Below are 19,004 nucleotides of genomic sequence, written 5' to 3' on the forward strand. Positions count from 1 at the left end.
CGCTCGACCGCCACGAGGTCGCGCGCGGCCAGCGCTGCGCCGATCTCCTCGCGTGCGGCGGCGCCCACCCCCGCGCCTGCGAGGAGGGCGGGGAGGAAGGCGGCGTGGCCGACGTCCACCTGGATGTCGGTCACCCCGGCGGCGTCGACGGCGGCGATCGCCAGGGCGATGCACTCGGCGTCGGCGCCGAAGTCGGCGTCGCCGACCAGCTCGCAGCCTGCCTGCACCGCCTCGCGGCGCCGTCCGCCCAGCAGGGTGCGATTGCGCACCACCGGGCCCGCGTAGCAGAGGCGCATTGGGAAGGGGCCGTGACGCAGCTGCGCGGCCACGGTGCGGGCCACGCTCACGGTTCGCTCGCCGACCAGCGCGAGCATGCTGCCGTCGGCGTCCATGAAGCGGAACAGCTCATCGCCGGCGTCTGGTCCGAGCCCGCGCTCGATGGTCTGCGCGTACTCGACCGTGGGCGTGTCGATGAGCTCGTAGCCGGCGGCTTCGAACGTCCCCACCAGGGCGCCCGTCAGCGCCCGCCGTGCGGAGGCTGCGCCGGGCAGCCAGTCGCCGAATCCGCCTGGCCGCGCGGCGGCGCCGTGTGCTGTCATCCGCGACAGTGTACGGACGGCCGTGCGACAGGCCTCACCCCAGCGCGGCGATGAGAGCGTCGTTCTCGGCCACGTTGCCGACGGTGATGCGCACGCTGCCCCGGTCCGGCGTCGCGAAGCAGCGCACCAGGACGCGCCTGTCGCGGAGCTGCGCTGTGGCCTCCGCGGCCGTGCCGGTGGGCGGCACCGCGCACACGAAGTTGGCATGCGACGGCGTCACCACCCAGCCACGATCGGCCAGCGCGGTGCTTATGCGGGCCCGTTCGGCGACCACCTGCTCGACGAGACGGCGATGGTGGTCGATGTCCTCAAGGGCGGCCAAGGCCCCGGCAACGGCGCAGCGATCAACGGGGTAGGACTCGCCGACGGCGCTGAGATCGGCGATCAGCGCCGCGTTGCCCACGGCGTAGCCGACCCGCAACCCCGCCAGCGCGTACGACTTGGAGAAGGTGCGCAGCACGACCCAGCTTGGACGATCGGCGAGCAACGGGATGCAGGAGCTCGGCGCGAAGTCGCAATAGGCCTCGTCGATCACCAGCACGCCCGGGGTGTGCTCGAGGTCACCCGCCAGCTGCTCGGGCTCCCACCATGTGCCGGTCGGGGTGTTGGGGTTGACGAGGAAGCGCAGTGGCGCGTCCATGGTCGCGAACTCGGCGGGCACGCGACGGTCGCCGTCGAGCTCGACCTGCCCGGTGCGCGCCCCGTGGAGCTGCGCCGCCACAGGCAGAAGCGAGTAGGTGGGTTCGGTGAGCAGCACGGTCGCACCCGGTTCGCAGAACGCGCGCAAGCAGTCGTTGATGAGCGCGTCCGCGCCGTTGCCCACCACCACCTGTGACGGTTCGACGCGGTGGTGGTCCGCCAGCGCGCTGCGCAGCGGCTCGGCATCGGGATTGGGATAGCGGTTGAGGTTGGAGGCCGCCGCGCTCACCGCCGCCGCGACACGTGGTGACGGCGGCAGCGGGGATTCGTTCGTGTTGAGCTTGACCCACGCGGTGCCGTCGGCCGGCTGCTCGCCGGGCACGTAGCCGAAACCGGCGCCGAGCGAGGGGCGCAGGAACCGGGACATGGTCAGCTGGCCGAACCGTCTGTCATCGGCGCAGTCTACGAAGCGGGCGCGGCGCGGCCGCCGGGGCTCACGCTATCCTCGCGCGACTCCGCAGACGACGAATCCGGGGAGGCCTTGGCGCTGTGAGCAACGCGAACGCGGCTCTCGCACGTTCAGCATCGTCGCGACCGCGCCTCACCCTCACCGTCGGCGGGCTCGTCGTGCTCGCGGTGATGATCGCCATGCTGCCGCTCATCATCCGCCGGGTTGGCGACGCCGACTACTGGTGGCACATCACCACCGCGCGGTGGATCCTCGATCACCACGCGCTGCCAACCCATGACCTCTTCACGTACACGGTGCCCAGCCACGTCTGGACCGACCACGAATACCTGACCGAGCTGGCCATGTCCGGCCTCGGCCGCCTCGGCGGCCAGCTGGCCATCAGCATCGGGCTCGGGTTGGTCACCTGGGCCGGTTTCTGGTTCATCCTCAAGCGGATCGCCGCCCAGCCGACGCACTTCGTGGCCACCGCGGGTGCTCTGGGGTTGGCCGCTCTGGCCGGCGTCGCAGTGTGGGGGCCGCGGCCGCAGGTGGTCACCTTCGCGCTGGTCTGCGTCGAGCTGTACCTCATCGAGCGGTTCCTGCGCACCGGGTATCGCGGCCTCTACGCGATGCCGCTGATCATGGTGGCGTGGGCGAACCTGCACGGCGGCTTCGTGATCGCCTTCCTCTTCCTCGGTATCGCGGTGGTGGTGGAGCTCATCAAATGGCTAGTCGACCGCGGCAACCTGGAGGCGCGGTGGAAGGCGGGGCGAATCGCGCTCGTGACTGTGGCCTCGGCGGTCGCTGGACTGCTCAACCCGCACTTCTTCTCGCTGTACGTGTACTCGTGGCGCACCCAGACCAGCACCGTGCAGCAGTCGTTCATTGAGGAGTGGCAGTCGCCGGACTTCCACAGCTGGTCGATGCGCGGCTTCGAGGCGATGATCGTGCTGCTGCTCATCGGCCTGGCCGTTCGGCGCGCCCGGCCCACCTGCTTCAGCGTGGCCATAACGGTGGTGACGCTGCTGTTCGCCCTGCAGTCGTGGCGCCACATCATCCTGTTCACTGCTGCCGCGACGCCTCTGCTGGCCTGGTCGTGGGCACCCGCCATGGAGGAGCTGGGGCGGCGCTGGTCCGGGTTGGGCAGGCGGTTGCGGCTGAGCGCACAGCAACTGGTGCGTGGGGCCGCCCTGGTCACCGCGGTCGTCGCCCTGGCAGTGCTGGTGGTTTTGCGCTCTTTGCTGGCGCACCAGGCGGCGAGCACGCTCGATAACTACCCGGCGGGCGCCGCTGACTACCTCGACGCCCATGCCAACGTCGGCACGCACATGTTCAGCGACTATGCGTGGGGCGGTTACTTCATCTACCGCTTCTATCCGGAGCCGTCGCGACGCGTGTTCATCTTCGGTGAGGCAGACCTGATGGGTGACACCATCATGAACCAGTACGTCGAGGTGGTCGGCCAACACAGCGACTGGATGGATGTGCTCAACAGCCACAACGTGGACTACGTGGTGTTCGCGCCCAACCGGCCGCTGACCTCGGCGCTGGCGGCCTCCCCGAACTGGCACCTCGTGTACTCCGACAAACTTTCGGTGATCTACGTCCGCGGCTGACCACGCCGCGCCCCAGGAAGCGACGGCGAGCGCCGAGGATCGCGCGCTGGGCACGGTGGTGCGCGTGGTGGTGACACGTCCGCAGCGACTCGCCGCCGCCAAGGAGGCGGTGGATCACGTCCTGAGCGACATCGACCAGGCGTGCAGCCGCTTTCGCGAGGACAGCGAGCTGAGCCGGCTGAACGCCGGGGCCGGGCGGGAGCAGTCGGTGAGTCCGCTGCTCGCGCTGGCGATCGGCCACGGGCTGCGCGCTGCTCAGCTGACCGGCGGCGACGTCGACCCCACCGTCGGCACGGCGATGCGACTGATCGGCTACGACGTCGACTACGCGTCGGTGGCCGCAACCGGCGAACCGCTGGTGCTGACCGTGCAGCCAATCCCGGGCTGGCGCAGCGTCCGCTTCAGCGAGCTGACCCGTAGTGTGTTCATCCCGGATGCCGTCGAGCTCGACCTCGGGGCCACCGCCAAGGCTCTGGCCGCAGACCTCGCTGCGGCGGCAGCGCTGGCAGCGCTGGCGGGAGGGGGCGCTCTGGTCAGCCTCGGTGGCGACATCGCCCTGGCCGGCACTCCTCCGACGGGAGGATGGACCGTCCAGGTGTCCGACAACAGCACCGATCCCCTCGACAGCGCGGCGGAGCGCATCAACCTGGCGGTGGGCGCGATGGCGACGTCGAGCACCCGCACCCGCAGCTGGCGGCGCGGCGGCGTCGTGCTCCATCACATCATCGACCCGCGCACTGGGGGCCCTGTCGAGAGCCCGTGGCGGCTCGCCACGGTGGTCGCGGCGACGTGCGTCGACGCCAACACCGGGTCGACGGCCGCCATCGTGCGTGGCGCGGCGGCGGTGCCGTGGCTAGAGGAGCAGAAGCTGCCCTCGCGCCTAGTGGGCAACGACGACGCGGTGGTGCGCATCGCCGGCTGGCCCGCGCCCGCCGCGCGCGCTGGGGACTGACTCACAGCCAGCCCTCAGGGTCTCCTCATCCCGCTCCGATGCGGCGTGACCAGCATGAGGTCATGACCCGCAGAGAGAACGGACCGGCCGGGCCACGGGCAGCGATGCAGCGCCGCGACCGCGCGATCCGGCTCCGCCGCCGCCTCACCGCCACCGCCGCCGCGGCGGGCGTGGGAGCTGTCGGCGCATTCGGCTTCCTGGCTGCCGCCCACAACTCCGGCAGCGTTGCCGTGGCGAGCACCACCGCCACGTCGGATGCGCCGGCGCACGGCCTTGGCGGTCACAACGGCCGGGCTTCTTGGCGGTGCATTCGCGGGCGGGTTCATCGTGACCCAGGCGGCCACCGCCACGCCGAGCGCCACCACAAGCCCGAGCACTGGCACGACAACGCCGACCGCGGGCAGCTTCCACTCCAACGAGAACGCCACCCACGAGGCGGGCGAGAGCGCTGCGCGCGAGGCCCAAGAGAACGCGGGACAGGTCCCCACCGTCCCGTAACCCAGCCTCCAGACAGACGGCAACATCAGGGCCGGCAATGCGCCGGCCCTTTCGCGTGTGTGGGCGTGCGTATGCTGATCCGTGATGACACCGCGCACCGCCAGGCTCTGCGCAGGCGTGCTGCTGGTGGCGGCCGCCGTCTTCGGTGTCGTCCGCCTCACCGCAGCCCCCACCGCACCCGCTGCCTCGGCACGCGCTACCCCCACGGCCCACGCCACCGCGACCGCGAGCATCAACGCCGCGCCGCTGGATCCCCTGACTATCGCGGCGATGCGTGCGCGAGCCTACGCGGCGAGCACGCTGACGACGGTGCGGTCCGATGGTGACCAGGGTGGCTACGTCAACAGCGTGGTCTCGTTCGTATCCGACGGGCTCATCGAGTACGCGCTGCAGAGCGTCCCCGACGGCAGTCGGCCGGCGGCCGGCTGGCCGGTGGTGATCCTCAGCCACGGCTACATCGATCCCAGGACGTACCGCACCGACGACAGCTCCTACGCGCAGTTCATCGCCACGCTGGCGCGAGCGGGGTACCTGGTTCTGAAGCCGGATTTCCGCGGCCACGGCCGGAGCCAAGGGGTGCCCGAGGGCGGATACCTCTCGCCGGTGTACACCTACGACCTGCTCAACCTGATCAGCACGGTCAAGGTCGACCCTCGAGTCGACGCGTCGCGCATCGGCCTGTTCGGTCACAGCCTGGGTGGCTACCAGGCCCTGCGCGCGATGGTGATCTCGACCAGCGTGAAAGCGGCCGTCTTCATGTCCGCTGTCGTCGGCTCGCTGGACGACATCTTCTTCCACTGGTCGACGGTCACGGCCACACCGACCGCGGCACCGCCGCCCGTGCAGCAGCAGGTCGCCCAGTCGCTGATCGCCAACAGGGGGACGCCGAAGACGGACCCCAACTTCTACAACGAGGCCTCGGCGATCAACTACGTGAGCGCGTCCACAGCCGCGGTGCAGATCGACGAGGACGTCAGCGACAGCCAGGTGCCGAAGCTGTTCTCAGACCACCTGTACGCCGCTCTGCAGGCCGCGGGCAAGACCGTCGAGTACGTGCCGTACCTCGGCGACGACCATCAGTTCACCAGAAACCGCGCCGCCGTCCTGGGCAACGTGCTGGCCTTCTACCGCACCCATCTCTGAAACAGACGAGAAGACGCGGACTGATTCAGCTGGTCGGCGGCGTTCCCGGCGCACCACCGGGCGCACCACCGGGGGGCCCCAGCCACCGCGGGGCGGCCCGCTAGTTGGGTGGGTGCCGTCGACCATGTCGGTGACCCGCTGCTGGGTCAGCGTCTTGTCCTGTGCGGCCTGCGCCGGGGTGATCTGTCCACTGGCAGCGCGCTGGTCGATCTCGGCATTCTCGGACGCGACCAGTGCGCTGATGACGTCGGCCGCGGTCTTGCTGTGCGCGGTGGCGATTGCCGCTATCGTCTTGCCTGCGGTGAGCTCGGTCTGCAGCTGGTTGGTGCTGATGCCGATGGCTGTGGCGATCACCTGCTGGTCCTCAGCCTGCGCACCCGGTCCGCCGTGACCTCCCGAGCCGTGCTCCGGCTCGGTGCCGTTGACCATGTCGGTGACGCGGCGGGTCGTCTGTGCCTTCATCTGCGTGGCCTGGGCGCTGGTGATCGTGCCGGCCTTGGCCGCCGCGTCGATCTCGGCGTTCTCGTCGCCGACAAGCGTTGCGATGACCGTTGTCAGGTCGACGCTGCGCTCCTTGGCGATGGCCGCGATCGTCTTGCCGGCCGCCATGTCCGTCTGCAGCTGCGTGGCGTGGGCAGGCGGTGGTGGGGGCGGCGGTGGTGGAGGGGTCAGGTCCGCGGTGCCCGGGCCGCTGCTGGTGAGGTCGTCCGACATGCTCGGCCTCCGGGTCGTTGTATGGCTTGTTGCTGCCGTCGAACACTGTGATCGCGCAGCCTTACAACTCCGTGACCCGGGGCTGTGATTTCGCTGTGAGTGTCGCTGTTTCGCGGCGATCGGAGATGAGTCGCAATGCCAGCATCGGGCAGCTCGAGACCGCCCGGCGAGCCTGCGCGAGCAGGGGAAGCGGAACGATCCGGTCGGCCACGACGGGTATCCCCAGTCGTCGAGCGTGATGACCTCAGGAAAGAGTTCTGCGCACACCCCACGCCCGTCGCAGCGCGTGCGGTCGACGGCGAAGCGCGAGCTCCTGCGGCCACCGCTCGGCAGCGCGTCATCGTGCAGCCGCGTCGCTGTGCATGGGCTTCGAACTCATCGGCAAAGACGCGCAGCGCACTGAGCAGCATGGCCGCGGCGCCGTCGGGTGATGGCATGCCCCGCGACCACTGAGCTGGGTTGCCCAGCGCTGCGCGCGCGCCAGCTCATCCGACGCGGCCGTGCCAGCGGCGATCCGTTGCACCCCCTCGGCGACGGCGCGCAGACGCTGAGAGCTGCGGCTAAGCGCTGATCACCACCGGCGTGCCGATCGGCGTCCAGTCATACGCCCACGCCATCACCGGGGTGGGGGTGTGCACGCAGCCGTGGCTGGCGGCCTGCTGGTTGTATTCGCCGCCCGGGCCGTACGAGCTGGTCGATTCCCACCAGGCGTCGTGAATGTAGTAGCCGCCGCTCGCGAACCCGAGGCCCCACTTGCACGGGGTGGGGTTGTAGTAGAAGGGCGAGCCCTTCGGCCACGGCGAGACGAATGTGTAGTTGGTGGGCTTGCTCATCACCGAGAAATGGCCCGTCGGGGTGGGCAGCAAGGGCCGGCCGGTGGTCACCGGGGTGGCCTTGACAACGCAGCCGTCCTGGTAGAAGAGCATCTCCTGCAGCGAGAGCGAGATGGTGATCACCTTGCCGGCGCCGACGGAGTACCCGCATTGGTGGGCCGCGAGCTCGGTGGCGATCTGGTTCTGGAGCGAGCTCACCGACGCGGCGGCCGCGTTGAGCTGGTCGGCGGTGCGCGCCGCGCGGAATTGGACGCCGATCCCCGCTTGCTGTGCGCTGAGGGCTGCGGCGTTGGGCGTGTGCTCGGCAACCGCCTGGTCGGCGCTCCACAGCAGCGGCTGGATCTGGCCACCCACCTGGTTGTTGAGGTTGACCAGCGACTGCAACGTGCTGAGAGCGGGGAGGAGCTGCTCACCGGTGTTGATGGCGGCGAGGTTGTCATTGGCGGCGATCTGGTTGCTCAGCTGGTCGGCGAGCGCGCCCACGTTGCCGGCGTCGAGGTTGGCGCCGGCCGCCACGGCGACCAGGTGCCGAGCGGTGGAGAGGACCTGCTGCGGCCCTCCCGCAGACTGCAGCGCCGCCGCCAGCTTGACGCGCTGGGCGGCGACGACGGCCGTCCGCTGCTGCGCGATGAAGCTCTGCCACGAACTCGCCAGGGCACTGATCGCGGCGGGACTCCTGGCTGCGCTGAGCTGCCTCGGCCACTGTCCCGCAGCCGCAGTGGCGTCGCCGGTCAGCCAGGAGGACTGCTGCGCGGCCAAGTCGTTCCACTGGGCGATCACCGCCTGGGCCCGGCTGCGCTGCGCGTCGAGCGCCGCGCTCCAGGCCGACTGGGTCTTGGTACGGAGCCGGTCGAGCAGGGCCGGGCCCTCGTTGCCGAACCACCCCGGCGACCACCACGCTGCGGTTGGCGCCTGGCTGCCCAGCTCGGCGCGGAGCGGCGCCAGGCTGGCGGCGGGCACGCCCGCGGCCTGGTCGCGGTCCCACTGGGCGCTGAGCTGGGCGGCGGCGTCAGTGAAACTCTTCTGGCGGTCGCCGGCGGCGTGCGCTGTGACTGCGCCGGCAGCGACGCCGCAGACGAGCAGCAGAAGAGGGGGGATCAGGTAGCGAGGGCGCATGGTGATGAGGATCGTGGGGCTGGGATGAGCCAACTGTAGCCGGTGAGCCCGGAATCGAACTCGGCAATCGGGGAACCCGGGGTGGCCGGCGATGGTTACGGACCGCCTGGCGGGCTCAGCCCGGGGACTCCTCCCGGCGGTGCGTCGCGGCCAGCTCGGTGAGCATCCGCGGGTCGAGGTCGGCCCCGCTGATGGTGGCCACCTTGCAGGCGGTCACCGCGCGCACGGTGGCGGTGCGGCGGCCGCCTTCGATGAGCGCCCGCTCGCCGAGCACCGCTCCGGGTCCCAGCTGGCCGAGCGGCTTGCCACCGACCTCCACCGCCACCACTCCGTCGAGCACCAGGAAGACGTCGCTGCCCTCATCGCCCTGCTCGAGCAGCGTCCCGCCCTGGGCCACCTTGCTGATCCGCGGCTTGGTGCCGCCGCGCATGATGTGGCCAGATAGCTCACGCTCCAACGCCGTCTCGACCTCGCTCACCAGCGCCGGCGAGTCCTCGTCGCCCCACGGGGTGTGCGAACCGAAAGCGCGTTGGTACCAGTCCTTGAAGTCCACCAGGCCCGATTTCAGGACCAGCTTCCCGTCCCTGTCGTAGATCCAGTGGCGAGGGAACGGGCTGGCGCCGGTCACCTCGTGGACGGAGCTGCCGTCGGCGTACAGGGTCAGCGACAGCGTGGTCCACACCAGCGGCGCCGATATCTGCACGAACGGTGGGTACTTGACGCGGCGCGGCGCGGGCACGCCGGTGCGACCACCGTAGGTCTGCACGAACTTCACCCAGCCCTCGGAGACGACCGGGGCGTGCTGCCGGTCGGGGAAGGCGACGGCAGCGAAGGTGGCGACCCGGCCGGCCAGACGCATGGTGGTGGACCCGATGTGGCCGCCGCCGCTGTAGCCGTGCCCGGTGATCCGGCCGTCGTCGACCTCGATCCACGCGCTGAGGCGATTGGCGAAGCGGAACCGGTCGGCCTCGCGGAGTGCCTCGAGGTCGTCGACCTGGTCGGGCGGGGGCTCGTCGTAGTGGGCGACGCCCATGTCGAACGGCATCCGGGTCATGCCTCGAACGGCTTCCGAGGGGATCCACGAGATCGACGTGACGGACGACTCGATTTTCATTGTCAGGTACCTCCCGGCGGCCATGATCGTCCACGGGCAGCGACGGCGTCGAGGGTGCCGGCGCGACTGTTGGAGGGGTGCTCCCCACCGGCCAACCGTGGTGCTCACCCCATTGCCGATTTTCCGGCCCCCCCTACAGTCGCCCCATGGCCAGAGACGCATCCATACGGGTTGTGCTCGCCGACGACAACCTGATCGTCCGCGAGGGCGTGCGGGCGCTCCTCCTGATCGCCGGGGACATCGAGGTCGTGGGCGTTGCCGGCGACTACGACGAGCTGGTGGCGGGCGCGGACGCGCTCACCCCGCAGGTGGTGGTCACCGACATCCGCATGCCGCCGAACTTCACCGACGAGGGCATCAGGGCGGCCCGCCTGATCCGCAAGCAGTACCCGGGCACGGGCGTGGTCATCCTCTCCCAGTACGACGAGCCCGAATACGCCATCTCGCTGCTCAGCGAGGGTGCCGCCGGCTACGCGTACCTGCTCAAGGACGGCGTCGCTGAGGGCGACCAGCTGGCCCGGGCGGTGCGTGAGGTCAGCGCGGGTGGCTCGATGCTCGACCCGCGCATCGTCAACGCGCTGACCAAGCCGGTGACCGACGGCGGCAGCCTCAGTGACAGCGACGAGCGGCTCCTCCAGATGGTCGCCGAGGGGCGGCCGATGAAGTCCATCGCGGTGGCCATCAACTCCACGGCCGAGGCCGTCTCCGACGCCGTTGAGCACCTCTTCCTGCAACTTGCACAGCAGGCCAGCAGTGGGACGCAGAGCGCGTTGCAGCGGCTGCGGCTCCTGCACCGCGCCATCGTCGACCGCGAGGAGCAGGGCGAGAGCCTCAGCCGGATGCTCCCCGGCGGGCTGGCCCAAAAGCTGCGCGAGCAGGGCGTCAAGCCGGGGGAAACGGAGCGCCTCACCGTCACCGTGCTGATGTCGGACATCCGCGCCTACTCGACAATCGCGGAGGTGGCCGACCCCAGCGTCCTTGCCGGCCAGCTGCACGAGCACCGCGCCGAGATGAACCACGCGCTCCTCGGTGAGAACGGCACGGTCATGCAGTTCGTCGGCGACGCCGTGATGGCGGTGTTCGGCGCGCCGTTCCCGCAAGCGGACCAGTGCGAGCGAGCGGTGGCGGCAGCGGAGGCCATGCACGCTCGGCAGGCCGAGCTCAACGCCCGCTGGGCTGCCGCCGGCCTGCCGCCGTTCCATCTCGGCATCGGCGTGTCCACCGGCGACGTCGCAGCCGCCCTGCTCGGGTCGGATGAGCGCCTCGAGTACTCGGTTGTCGGTGATGCGGTCAACCTCGCCCAACGGCTCCAGCAGTGGGCCGAGGGCGGTCAGACCGTGCTCAGCGATCCCACCTTTGCAGCGCTGTCGCCGCCGCCGCACGCCGAACGGCTGGAGCCCGCCCTTGTCAAGGGACGGCAGACGCCTGTCGGCGCGCACCGGCTGGGTACTGCCCTCGTCGCGACGTGAGCAGCAACGGTTCGCCGAGCCGGCGCGTTCTGCGCTTCGCTGCGGCGCTCAGCGTGCTGGCACCGTGCATCGCCCTTGCCCTTGCGGCCTCCCTGGGAGTGCTCATCTACGCGGACCGCAGCGTGCCCGAGAATGAGTGGATTCGCGGTGTCGGTGCCGCGGTTTTCGCCCTGCTGGTGGCGCCGATGGGCAGCCTTCTGCTGCGCCGCGTCCCGCGCAACCCACTCGGCTGGATCTTCAGCGCGGCCGCGGTCACCACCGGTCTCATCGAGCCACTGGCGTTCCTCGCCATCCACGGCACCTACGTCGAGCACGACCGCTCGTGGTGGACACTCCTCAGCGCCTGGCTGACCGAGCCTCTCGCGGTGGTGTCCGTCGGCCTTCTCGTCGGCGTGGTCCCGTTGCTCTTTCCCGACGGAGTGGTGGCCTCCGCCCGGTGGCGGCGCTACCGTAGATTCCTAACGGCCTTCGTACCGCTGGCCGCGCTGGCTGTCGCGGTGCAGACGGGTGTCGGGCTCACCACAGTTCGCGTCAACAGCAGCGGCGGCCTTTCCTCGGACACGCAGAGCGCGTCGGTGGCGATCGCCTTCCTCGGCCTCCTGGCGTGCTCCGCCCTGTCAGCCGCCAACCTGGTCGGCCGCTACCGTCGCGCCGAAGGGATCCGCCGCCGCCAGCTCCGCAGCTTCGCCATCGCTGTGGTCGTGATCATCGCCTTCGGCTTCATCCCGCACCTCATCAGCAACATCGCCCTGGAGGACCCCACCGCGCTGGCCGTGGCCATCACCAACGCGGTGATGGTCGGGTCATTCTCACTCCTGCTCCTGGCCATGGGGATCGCCATCCTGAGGTACCGGCTGTTCGGTATTCAGGTGCTGGTCAGCCGCACGCTGGTCTACGGATCGCTGGCTGTTTTCATCACCGCCGTGTACGTCGGCATCGCCGTCGGCATCGGGGCGCTGGTCGGCGGCGGTGGCAAGCCCAACCTCGGGCTGTCGATCCTGGCCACCGCAATCGTCGCCATCGGGTTCCAGCCGGTGCGCGAGCGTGTCCAGAAGATTGCCAACCGGCTCGTGTACGGCAAACGGGCGACACCATACGAAGTGCTGTCGCAGTTCTCAGAGAGGGTGGCCGAGTCGTACTCCCTGGACGACGTGATGCCACGGATGGCGCGCGTCCTGGCCGAGGGGACGGGGGCGCAGCGCGCCGACGTCTGGCTGCGCAGCGGAAACATGTGGCACAACGCGGCTGTCTGGCCTGGCGATGCGACGGCGGCGAATCCGGTCGCTGCGGACGGATCGCTGCCCGCCATCAACGGAGCCAGCCGGCTGGTCGAGGTGCGCCACCAGGGTGATGTGCTGGGCGCTCTGGGCGTCACCAAACGCAGTGGCGAATCGCTGACGCCCGTGGAGGACAACCTGCTCTCGCATCTTGCCTCGCAGGCGGGATTGGTCCTGAAGAACGTCGGCCTCACCGGTGACCTGCAAGCGCGGCTTGTCGAGCTGCGCGCGTCGCGGCAGCGGCTGGTGACGGCACAGGACGAGGAGCGCCGCAAGCTGGAGCGCAACCTCCACGACGGGGCACAGCAGCACCTTGTCGCCATCAAGGTGAAGCTCGGCCTTGCCGAGATGCTGATGCGCCGCGACCCGGAGACGGCCAAGCTCACCCTGGATCAACTGAAGGGCGACGCCGACGAAGCGCTGGAAACCCTGCGCGATCTGGCGCGTGGCATCTACCCACCGCTCCTCGCCGAGAAGGGCTTGGGCGCTGCTCTCGCATCGCAGGCTCGGAAGGCGACCGTCCCGGTGACCGTCGAAGCCGACGGCATCGGCCGCTATTCGCAGGACGTCGAGGCCGCCGTGTACTTCTCAGCGCTGGAGGCGCTGCAGAACGTGCAGAAGTACGCGCAGGCGTCGGAGGCGACCGTGCGACTGCGTGAGGACGCTGGTGCGTTGCACTTCGAGGTCGCTGACGACGGGAGAGGTTTCGATGTCGCCAGCACCACCAGGGGCTCGGGTCTCACCAACATGGCCGACCGCATCGACGCTCTTGGCGGCGAGCTAGGGATTGAGTCCGCGCCGGGCCATGGCACCAGGCTGCACGGCCGGCTGCAGGTGACCGCCGCGAGCGTACCCGCGTGACGGTCGCAGCGCAGCGGCGCGCGTGGACCACGCCTCTGGCCGTCGGCCTGGCCGCAATGGCAGTTGCGGCGGCAGCGACCACGGCCACGCTTGCCTTCCTCAACCGCGCGTCGTTCCCCAACCTGGATGCAGCCGACCCGACGTCGATCCTCATCCCGCTCGGAGTTGCAGTATTGGGCGCGCTGGTTGCCTCACGCCGTCCACACAACCCGACCGGCTGGCTCTTCTTGGTTCTCGCTGTGGTGGGGGGGCTGCAGGGGGTGGAGGATCAGTACGTCAGGTACGCGCTGGTGACTCACCCGGGTTCATTGCCCGGGGCAGCATGGGTGGCGTGGTTGAACAGCTGGTTCACCTTCCTCGTCTTCCCGTCCGGCGCCCTGGCCGCGGTCCTGCTGCTGCTCCCTGACGGACATCTCCCCTCGCGACGATGGCGGCCGGTCCTCGTTGCAGCGGCCGTCATGACCGCGGTGAACATCGTCTTCACTGCGCTCGCGCCCGGGCCGCTGACGCTCAGCTCGAGCGGGGCTAACTTCCCGACTCCGGACAACCCCGTTGGCCTAGCCGTTCTGAGCAGCGTCGACCAGACGTCTGGATCGGTTGTGGCCAATGGCGCCCTCTGGTTCGTCGCCCTGGCCGTCCTCCTCGTGGCGGCGGCCGCTCCGATGGTGCGGATGCGCAAATCGAAGGGCGACCAGCGACAGCAGTTGAAATGGATCGCCTACGCGGTGTTGGGCACCGTTGTCGGAATCGTCGTCTTCACTGTCCTCGCCGGGCAGATCCTGCCATCCTGGACCTTCGACATCCCGCTGGTTCTCGGTTTCGGCGTGGCACTGCCGGCGGCGGCCGGTGTCGCCATCTTCAAACACCGGCTCTACGACATCGACATCGTCATCAGTCGCACACTCGTGTACGGCGCACTGGCTGTGTTCATCACCGCCGTGTATGTCGGCATCGCAGTCGGCATTGGTGCGCTCATCGGCGGCGGCGGCAAGCCGAACCTGGCTCTGTCCATCCTCGCCACGGCGGTCGTGGCAGTTGGCTTCCAGCCGGTTCGCGAACGCGTGCAGAAGGTTGCCAACCGCCTCGTGTACGGAAAGCGCGCCACCCCATACGAGGTGTTGGCCCAGTTCTCCGAGCGCGTCGCCGGCTCGTACGCCGCCGCCGACGTACTGCCGCGGATGGCCCGTGTTCTTGCCGAGGGGACGGGCGCGCAGCGTGCGGATGTGTGGTTGTGCAGCGGCGACGCTTGGGCCGATGCCGCAGTCTGGCCCGGTGACGCCACGCCCTGCGCTCCATGGACTGCGCCCAACGGTGACCTGCCGTCGTCCAGTCCGGGTGACAGGGTTGTCCCTGTTTCACACCAGGGCACTGTGCTCGGAGCTCTTGGCGTCACCAAGCGCTTCGGTGAATCGCTGACCCCGGTCGAGGAGAACCTGTTGAGTCACCTCGCCGGCCAGGCAGGGCTGGTGCTCAAGAACGTCGGCCTCACCGGCGATCTTCAGGCGCGCCTGGTGGAGCTCCGCGCGTCGCGGCAGAGGCTGGTGAGCGCGCAGGACGAGGAGCGCCGCAAGCTCGAGCGCAACCTCCACGACGGAGCCCAGCAGCACCTCGTGGCCATCAAGGTGAAGCTCGGCCTGGCCGAGATGCTCGCGAGCAGAGACCCCGAGAAGGCGCGGGCCACCATCGAGCAGCTCAAGGGCGACGCCGATGAAGCCCTGGAAACCTTGCGCGACCTGGCGCGCGGCATCTATCCACCGCTCCTGGCCGAGAAGGGCTTGGGCGCAGCCCTCGCGTCGCAGGCTCGGAAGGCGACCGTCCCGGTGACGGTCGAAGCCGACGGCATCGGCCGCTATTCGCAGGACGTCGAAGCCGCCGTGTACTTCTCGGTGCTCGAAGCGCTGCAGAACGTGCAGAAGTACGCGCAGGCGTCCCATGCCGCGGTCACTCTGGGTGAGCACGACGGTGCGCTGACGTTCGATGTCGTCGACGACGGCAGTGGCTTCGACGTTGGGTCCACCACCAAGGGTTCCGGCCTGACCAACATGGCCGACCGCATCGACGCTCTCGGCGGCGATCTGGAGATTGAGTCCACGCCGGGCAGTGGGACGCGCCTCCATGGCCTGCTCCGGGTGGCGTCAGTGGCAGCACTGGCGTGACTCAACAAGAGCGACATCCTCGCTGGACGACGCCGCTCGCGCTGGCCTTGGCGGCGCTCGCCCTGGCGGCCGCGGCCGCAACTGTCGCGCTGGCCATCGCCAACCGTGCCACGCTGCCGAACCTCGACGCGGCGGACCCCATCTCCATCGTCGTGCCGATCGGTGTCTCCGTCGTCGGGGCGCTCATCGCCTCTCGGCACCCGCGCAACCCCACAGGCTGGCTGTTCCTCTTCGCCGCCGCCGTCGGCGGCTTGCAGGGGGTGGAGGACCAGTACGCCCGGTTTGCGCTGGTCACACACGGTGGCGGTCTGCCCTGGGGCGCATTCTCTCTATGGCTGAACAGCTGGTCGTTGTCCCTCATCTATCCGTGTGGCGCGGTGGCCATGTTCTTCCTCCTGCTGCCCGACGGTCACCTGCCCTCGAGGCGGTGGCGCGCAGTGGTCGCCTTGGCGGTTGTCGTGTCCACCGCGGCTGTCCTGCTCACCGCACTGGCGCCCGGCCCGCTCGTTCCGAGCACCAACGGTCTGAACTACCAGACGCCGGTCAATCCCGTGGGGTTGGCGGGTTTCAGCGGTGCTGTTGTGGGGGCCCTGAACAGTGCGCTGTACATCGCCGGGCTCGTCCTGCTGTTGGCGTCGGCGTCGGCGCCGCTGGTGCGTTCGCGGCGGTCGCATGGCGAGCTCCGCCAGCAACTGAAGTGGATCGCGTATGCGGTCATCATCACCGTGGTCGTCAATCTCACGCTGGCCATCTTCTTCAACCAGCTGCCAGGCTGGGTGTACGACCTTCCTATCGTGGTCGGCTTCGGCGTCGCCATGCCCGTGGCAGCTGCGATCGCGATCTTCAAGTACCGCCTCTACGATATCGACGTCGTCATCAGCCGCACGATCGTCTACGGCTCGCTGGCGGTGTTCATCACCGCGGTGTACGTTGGCATCGCGGTCGGCATCGGGGCGCTGGTCGGCAGCGGCGGCAAGCCCAACCTGGGCCTGTCCATCCTCGCCACCGCCATTGTGGCCGTTGGGTTCCAACCGGTGCGCGAGCGCGTGCAGCGGATTGCCAACCGCCTCGTGTACGGCAAGCGTGCGACGCCATACGAGGTGCTTGCCCAGTTCTCCGAGCGCGTCGCTGAGTCCTACGCAGCGGACGACGTCATGCCGCGGATGGCGCGGGTGCTCGCCGAGGGAACCGGCGCGCAGCGCGCCGATGTTTGGCTGCGCGGTGGAACACAGTGGCGCAACGCGGCCGTGTGGCCGTCGGACGCCTCACCGGAGCGTCCGCTCGCCGTCGAGAACGACATGCTGCCAGCGCTTGGCTCAGCGATGCGGGTGGTCGAGGTTCGCTACCAGGGAGACCTGCTCGGAGCGCTGGGTGTCACCAAGCGCAGCGGCGAGTCGCTGACCCCGGTGGAGGAGAACCTCCTGTCCCACCTCGCGGGACAGGCCGGCCTGGTGCTCAAGAACGTCGGGCTGACCTCGGACTTGCAGGCGCGGCTCGAAGAGCTACGAGCCTCGCGTCAGAGGCTGGTCACTGCCCAGGACGAGGAGCGCCGCCGGTTGGAGCGCAACCTCCACGACGGTGCCCAGCAGCACCTGGTGGCGCTGAAGGTGAAGCTCGGCCTTGCCGAGTTGCTGATGAGCCGTGACCCAGCGAAGGCCAGAGCCACCATCGAGCAGCTCAAGGGCGACGCTGACGAGGCGCTCGAGACCCTGCGCGACCTGGCTCGCGGCATTTATCCGCCGCTTCTCGCCGAAAAGGGTTTGGGTGCGGCGCTCGGGTCGCAGGCGCGCAAGGCCACGATCCCGGTGACGATCGATGCTGAGGGCGTCGGCCGTTACTCACAGGACATCGAGGCCGCCGTGTACTTCTCCGTGCTCGAGGCGCTGCAGAACGTGCAGAAGTACGCGCAGGCCTCGAAGGCGACTGTCCTGCTTCGCGAAGCCGACGGCGTGCTGCGATTCGAGGTCGCCGACGACGGCCAGGGGTTCGACGTCCTCACCAGGGCGAAGGGATCAGGCCTCACCAACGTGGCTGACCGCGTCGACGCTCTTGGTGGTGCGATCGACGTGCACTCCGTGCTCGGACGGGGAACGACGCTCGCTGGAACCCTGTCCGTGCCGGTTCGTGTCGCGGTGCCCGCGTGATGGGCGATATCCGCCGTCCCTCGACGACTCTCCTCGGGGTGGCGTGCGCCGCGCTCGCGGTGGCGATGGCGATGGCAGCGGCAGCATTGGTAGCCGCCAACGGACTCAATGCGACGACGGTGTCCGACGTGCCGCTCATCGTGGTATCGGCGAGCTACGCGCTGCTCGGAGCGCTGGTGGCCTCTCGGCAGCCAAGAAACATCACGGGATGGTTGTTCCTCTTCGTCGCGGTGTTCACAGGGATGGGCGGTGTCGCCAGTGAGTACGCGCTGTACGCCCGGGCGGCACGGCACGGCGCTCTTCCCGGTGCGGTGTGGGCCATCTGGTTCACATCGTGGTCGCAGTACGTGTTGTTCCCGACCGGTGCCATCGCCCTGCTCATGCTCTACCTGCCCGACGGGCGCGTTCCCTCGCCGAGGTGGCGGCCGCTAGCGGGTGCGGCTCTGGTGTTCGGCGCCCTCGGCGTCATCTCGGGCATGTTTGCTCCCGGGCCCCTGCAGGTTGGGAACGTGCCGTATGCCATACCGAACAATCCCATCGGGCCTGCGAGCGGCGGTCCGATCGCGCTCGTGCTCAGCGCGCTCGCACTCGCATGGGTGCCGGGGTACTTCGTGTTCGTGGCGGCGGCTGCCGCGCCGGTGGTGCGGTTGCGCCGGTCGCGCGGCGATGTGCGCCAGCAGCTGAAGTGGATCGCGTATGCGGTCGCCGTCAGCGGCATCGGCGTGGTCCTGACCAGCGTCGCTTCTATCTTCGATCCCCGTCTGCCGACATGGATCTCCGGACTGGTCCTGGGCGTCGGTTTCGGAGTGGCCCTACCGATTGCGACCGGCGTCGCCGTCTTCAAGTACCGGCTGTACGACATTGACATCGTCATCAGCCGCACGCTCGTCTATGGCGCGCTGGCGGTCTTCATCACAGCGGTGTACGTCGGCATCGCGGTCGGCATCGGCACTCTGGTCGGCGGTGGCGGCAAGCCCAATCTGGCGCTGTCGATCGTTGCCACAGCCATCGTGGCAGTCGGCTTCCAGCCGGTTCGCGAGCGTGTGCAGCGCATCGCCAACCGGCTCGTGTACGGCAAGCGCGCGACGCCGTACGAGGTGCTCGCGCAGTTCTCCGAGCGCGTCGCCGAGTCGTACGCAACCGACGACGTCATGCCGCGTATGGCACGCGTGCTCGCGGAAGGGACGGGGGCACAGCGCGCGGACGTGTGGCTGCGTGGTGAGGCCATGTGGCGCAATGCGGCGGTGTGGCCGCTCGACGCGCTCACGGCCGCGCCGGCGCCAGTGGTTGACGGCACACTGCCGGCGCTCGGCGCCTCCAATCGCCTCGTCGAGGTGCGCCACCAGGGAGCTCTGCTGGGAGCGCTGAGCATCACCAAGCGGCCGGGTGAGGCGCTGACACCCGTCGAGGACAACCTGCTCG

The 19,004-nt window shown here is 69.4% G+C and carries 13 protein-coding genes; 9 read left to right on the plus strand and 4 right to left on the minus strand.

Annotation, left to right across the window (positions count from 1 at the left end):
- Window positions 1–599, minus strand: a 599-nt coding sequence (locus JF886_RS00815) for an ATP phosphoribosyltransferase regulatory subunit (RefSeq protein WP_337308641.1), incomplete at its 3' end; no start/stop codon positions are given.
- A 34-nt stretch (window positions 600–633) separates the two neighbouring features.
- Window positions 634–1,665 (minus strand): histidinol-phosphate transaminase, encoded by a 1,032-nt coding sequence (gene hisC / locus JF886_RS00820; protein WP_337308643.1) that lies wholly within the window; start codon window positions 1,663–1,665, stop codon window positions 634–636.
- 122 nt (window positions 1,666–1,787) lie between these two features.
- Here hisC and JF886_RS00825 point away from each other — a divergent pair, with 122 nt between their 5' ends.
- The 4 genes from JF886_RS00825 (at window position 1,788) to JF886_RS00840 (ending at window position 5,898) form a co-directional block, all read left to right on the plus strand.
- Window positions 1,788–3,305, plus strand: coding sequence for a hypothetical protein (locus tag JF886_RS00825; protein WP_337308645.1), 1,518 nt, complete (start codon window positions 1,788–1,790; stop codon window positions 3,303–3,305).
- Between the two features lie 58 nt (window positions 3,306–3,363).
- Window positions 3,364–4,257 carry an FAD:protein FMN transferase gene (locus tag JF886_RS00830; protein ID WP_337308666.1) on the plus strand — a complete coding sequence of 298 codons (894 nt, stop codon included), beginning with the start codon at window positions 3,364–3,366 and terminating at the stop codon, window positions 4,255–4,257.
- Between the two features lie 273 nt (window positions 4,258–4,530).
- Window positions 4,531–4,755: a hypothetical protein gene (locus JF886_RS00835; protein WP_337308648.1), complete on the plus strand. Its 225-nt coding sequence runs from the start codon at window positions 4,531–4,533 to the stop codon at window positions 4,753–4,755.
- Between the two features lie 84 nt (window positions 4,756–4,839).
- Window positions 4,840–5,898, plus strand: coding sequence for an alpha/beta hydrolase family protein (locus JF886_RS00840; RefSeq protein ID WP_337308650.1), 1,059 nt, complete (start codon window positions 4,840–4,842; stop codon window positions 5,896–5,898).
- Window positions 5,899–7,172: 1,274 nt separating this feature from the next.
- On the opposite strand, the gene JF886_RS00845 is transcribed toward JF886_RS00840, so the two are convergent.
- The gene (locus JF886_RS00845; RefSeq protein WP_337308652.1) at window positions 7,173–8,561 is read right to left on the minus strand and encodes a L,D-transpeptidase family protein; all 1,389 of its coding nucleotides are present in this window, start codon (window positions 8,559–8,561) and stop codon (window positions 7,173–7,175) included.
- A 115-nt stretch (window positions 8,562–8,676) separates the two neighbouring features.
- Window positions 8,677–9,615 carry a cyclic nucleotide-binding domain-containing protein gene (locus tag JF886_RS00850; protein ID WP_337308654.1) on the minus strand — a complete coding sequence of 313 codons (939 nt, stop codon included), beginning with the start codon at window positions 9,613–9,615 and terminating at the stop codon, window positions 8,677–8,679.
- A gap of 206 nt (window positions 9,616–9,821) precedes the next feature.
- Between JF886_RS00850 and JF886_RS00855 the strand changes: the two genes are divergently transcribed.
- From JF886_RS00855 to JF886_RS00875, 5 genes are all read left to right on the plus strand, one after another.
- Complete coding sequence (locus JF886_RS00855; protein WP_337308656.1) at window positions 9,822–11,144, plus strand: adenylate/guanylate cyclase domain-containing protein; 1,323 nt, start codon at window positions 9,822–9,824, stop codon at window positions 11,142–11,144.
- On the plus strand, window positions 11,141–13,282 hold the full coding sequence (locus JF886_RS00860) for a sensor histidine kinase (RefSeq protein ID WP_337308658.1): 2,142 nt from the start codon (window positions 11,141–11,143) through the stop codon (window positions 13,280–13,282). The genes JF886_RS00855 and JF886_RS00860 overlap by 4 nt, the downstream gene beginning before the upstream one ends.
- On the plus strand, window positions 13,279–15,438 hold the full coding sequence (locus JF886_RS00865; protein ID WP_337308660.1) for a GAF domain-containing sensor histidine kinase: 2,160 nt from the start codon (window positions 13,279–13,281) through the stop codon (window positions 15,436–15,438). The genes JF886_RS00860 and JF886_RS00865 overlap by 4 nt, the downstream gene beginning before the upstream one ends.
- A complete protein-coding gene (locus JF886_RS00870) occupies window positions 15,435–17,582 on the plus strand; it encodes a GAF domain-containing sensor histidine kinase (RefSeq protein ID WP_337308662.1) in 2,148 nt (715 codons plus the stop codon). The genes JF886_RS00865 and JF886_RS00870 overlap by 4 nt, the downstream gene beginning before the upstream one ends.
- On the plus strand, window positions 17,582–19,004 hold a 1,423-nt coding region (locus tag JF886_RS00875), incomplete at its 3' end, for a hypothetical protein (protein WP_337308664.1). The genes JF886_RS00870 and JF886_RS00875, both read left to right, overlap by 1 nt.

The organism is Candidatus Aeolococcus gillhamiae (genome assembly GCF_016464765.1).
In the GTDB taxonomy this organism is placed as follows: domain Bacteria; phylum Chloroflexota; class Dormibacteria; order Aeolococcales; family Aeolococcaceae; genus Aeolococcus; species Aeolococcus gillhamiae.

Coding starts and splice junctions, on each gene's coding strand:
- hisC (WP_337308643.1), bottom strand. CDS start 1,665: ATGTCCCGGTTCCTGCGCCCCTCGCTCGGCGCCGGTTTCGGCTACGTG.
- JF886_RS00840 (WP_337308650.1), top strand. CDS start 4,840: ATGACACCGCGCACCGCCAGGCTCTGCGCAGGCGTGCTGCTGGTGGCG.
- JF886_RS00855 (WP_337308656.1), top strand. CDS start 9,822: ATGGCCAGAGACGCATCCATACGGGTTGTGCTCGCCGACGACAACCTG.
- JF886_RS00845 (WP_337308652.1), bottom strand. CDS start 8,561: ATGCGCCCTCGCTACCTGATCCCCCCTCTTCTGCTGCTCGTCTGCGGC.
- JF886_RS00850 (WP_337308654.1), bottom strand. CDS start 9,615: ATGACCCGGATGCCGTTCGACATGGGCGTCGCCCACTACGACGAGCCC.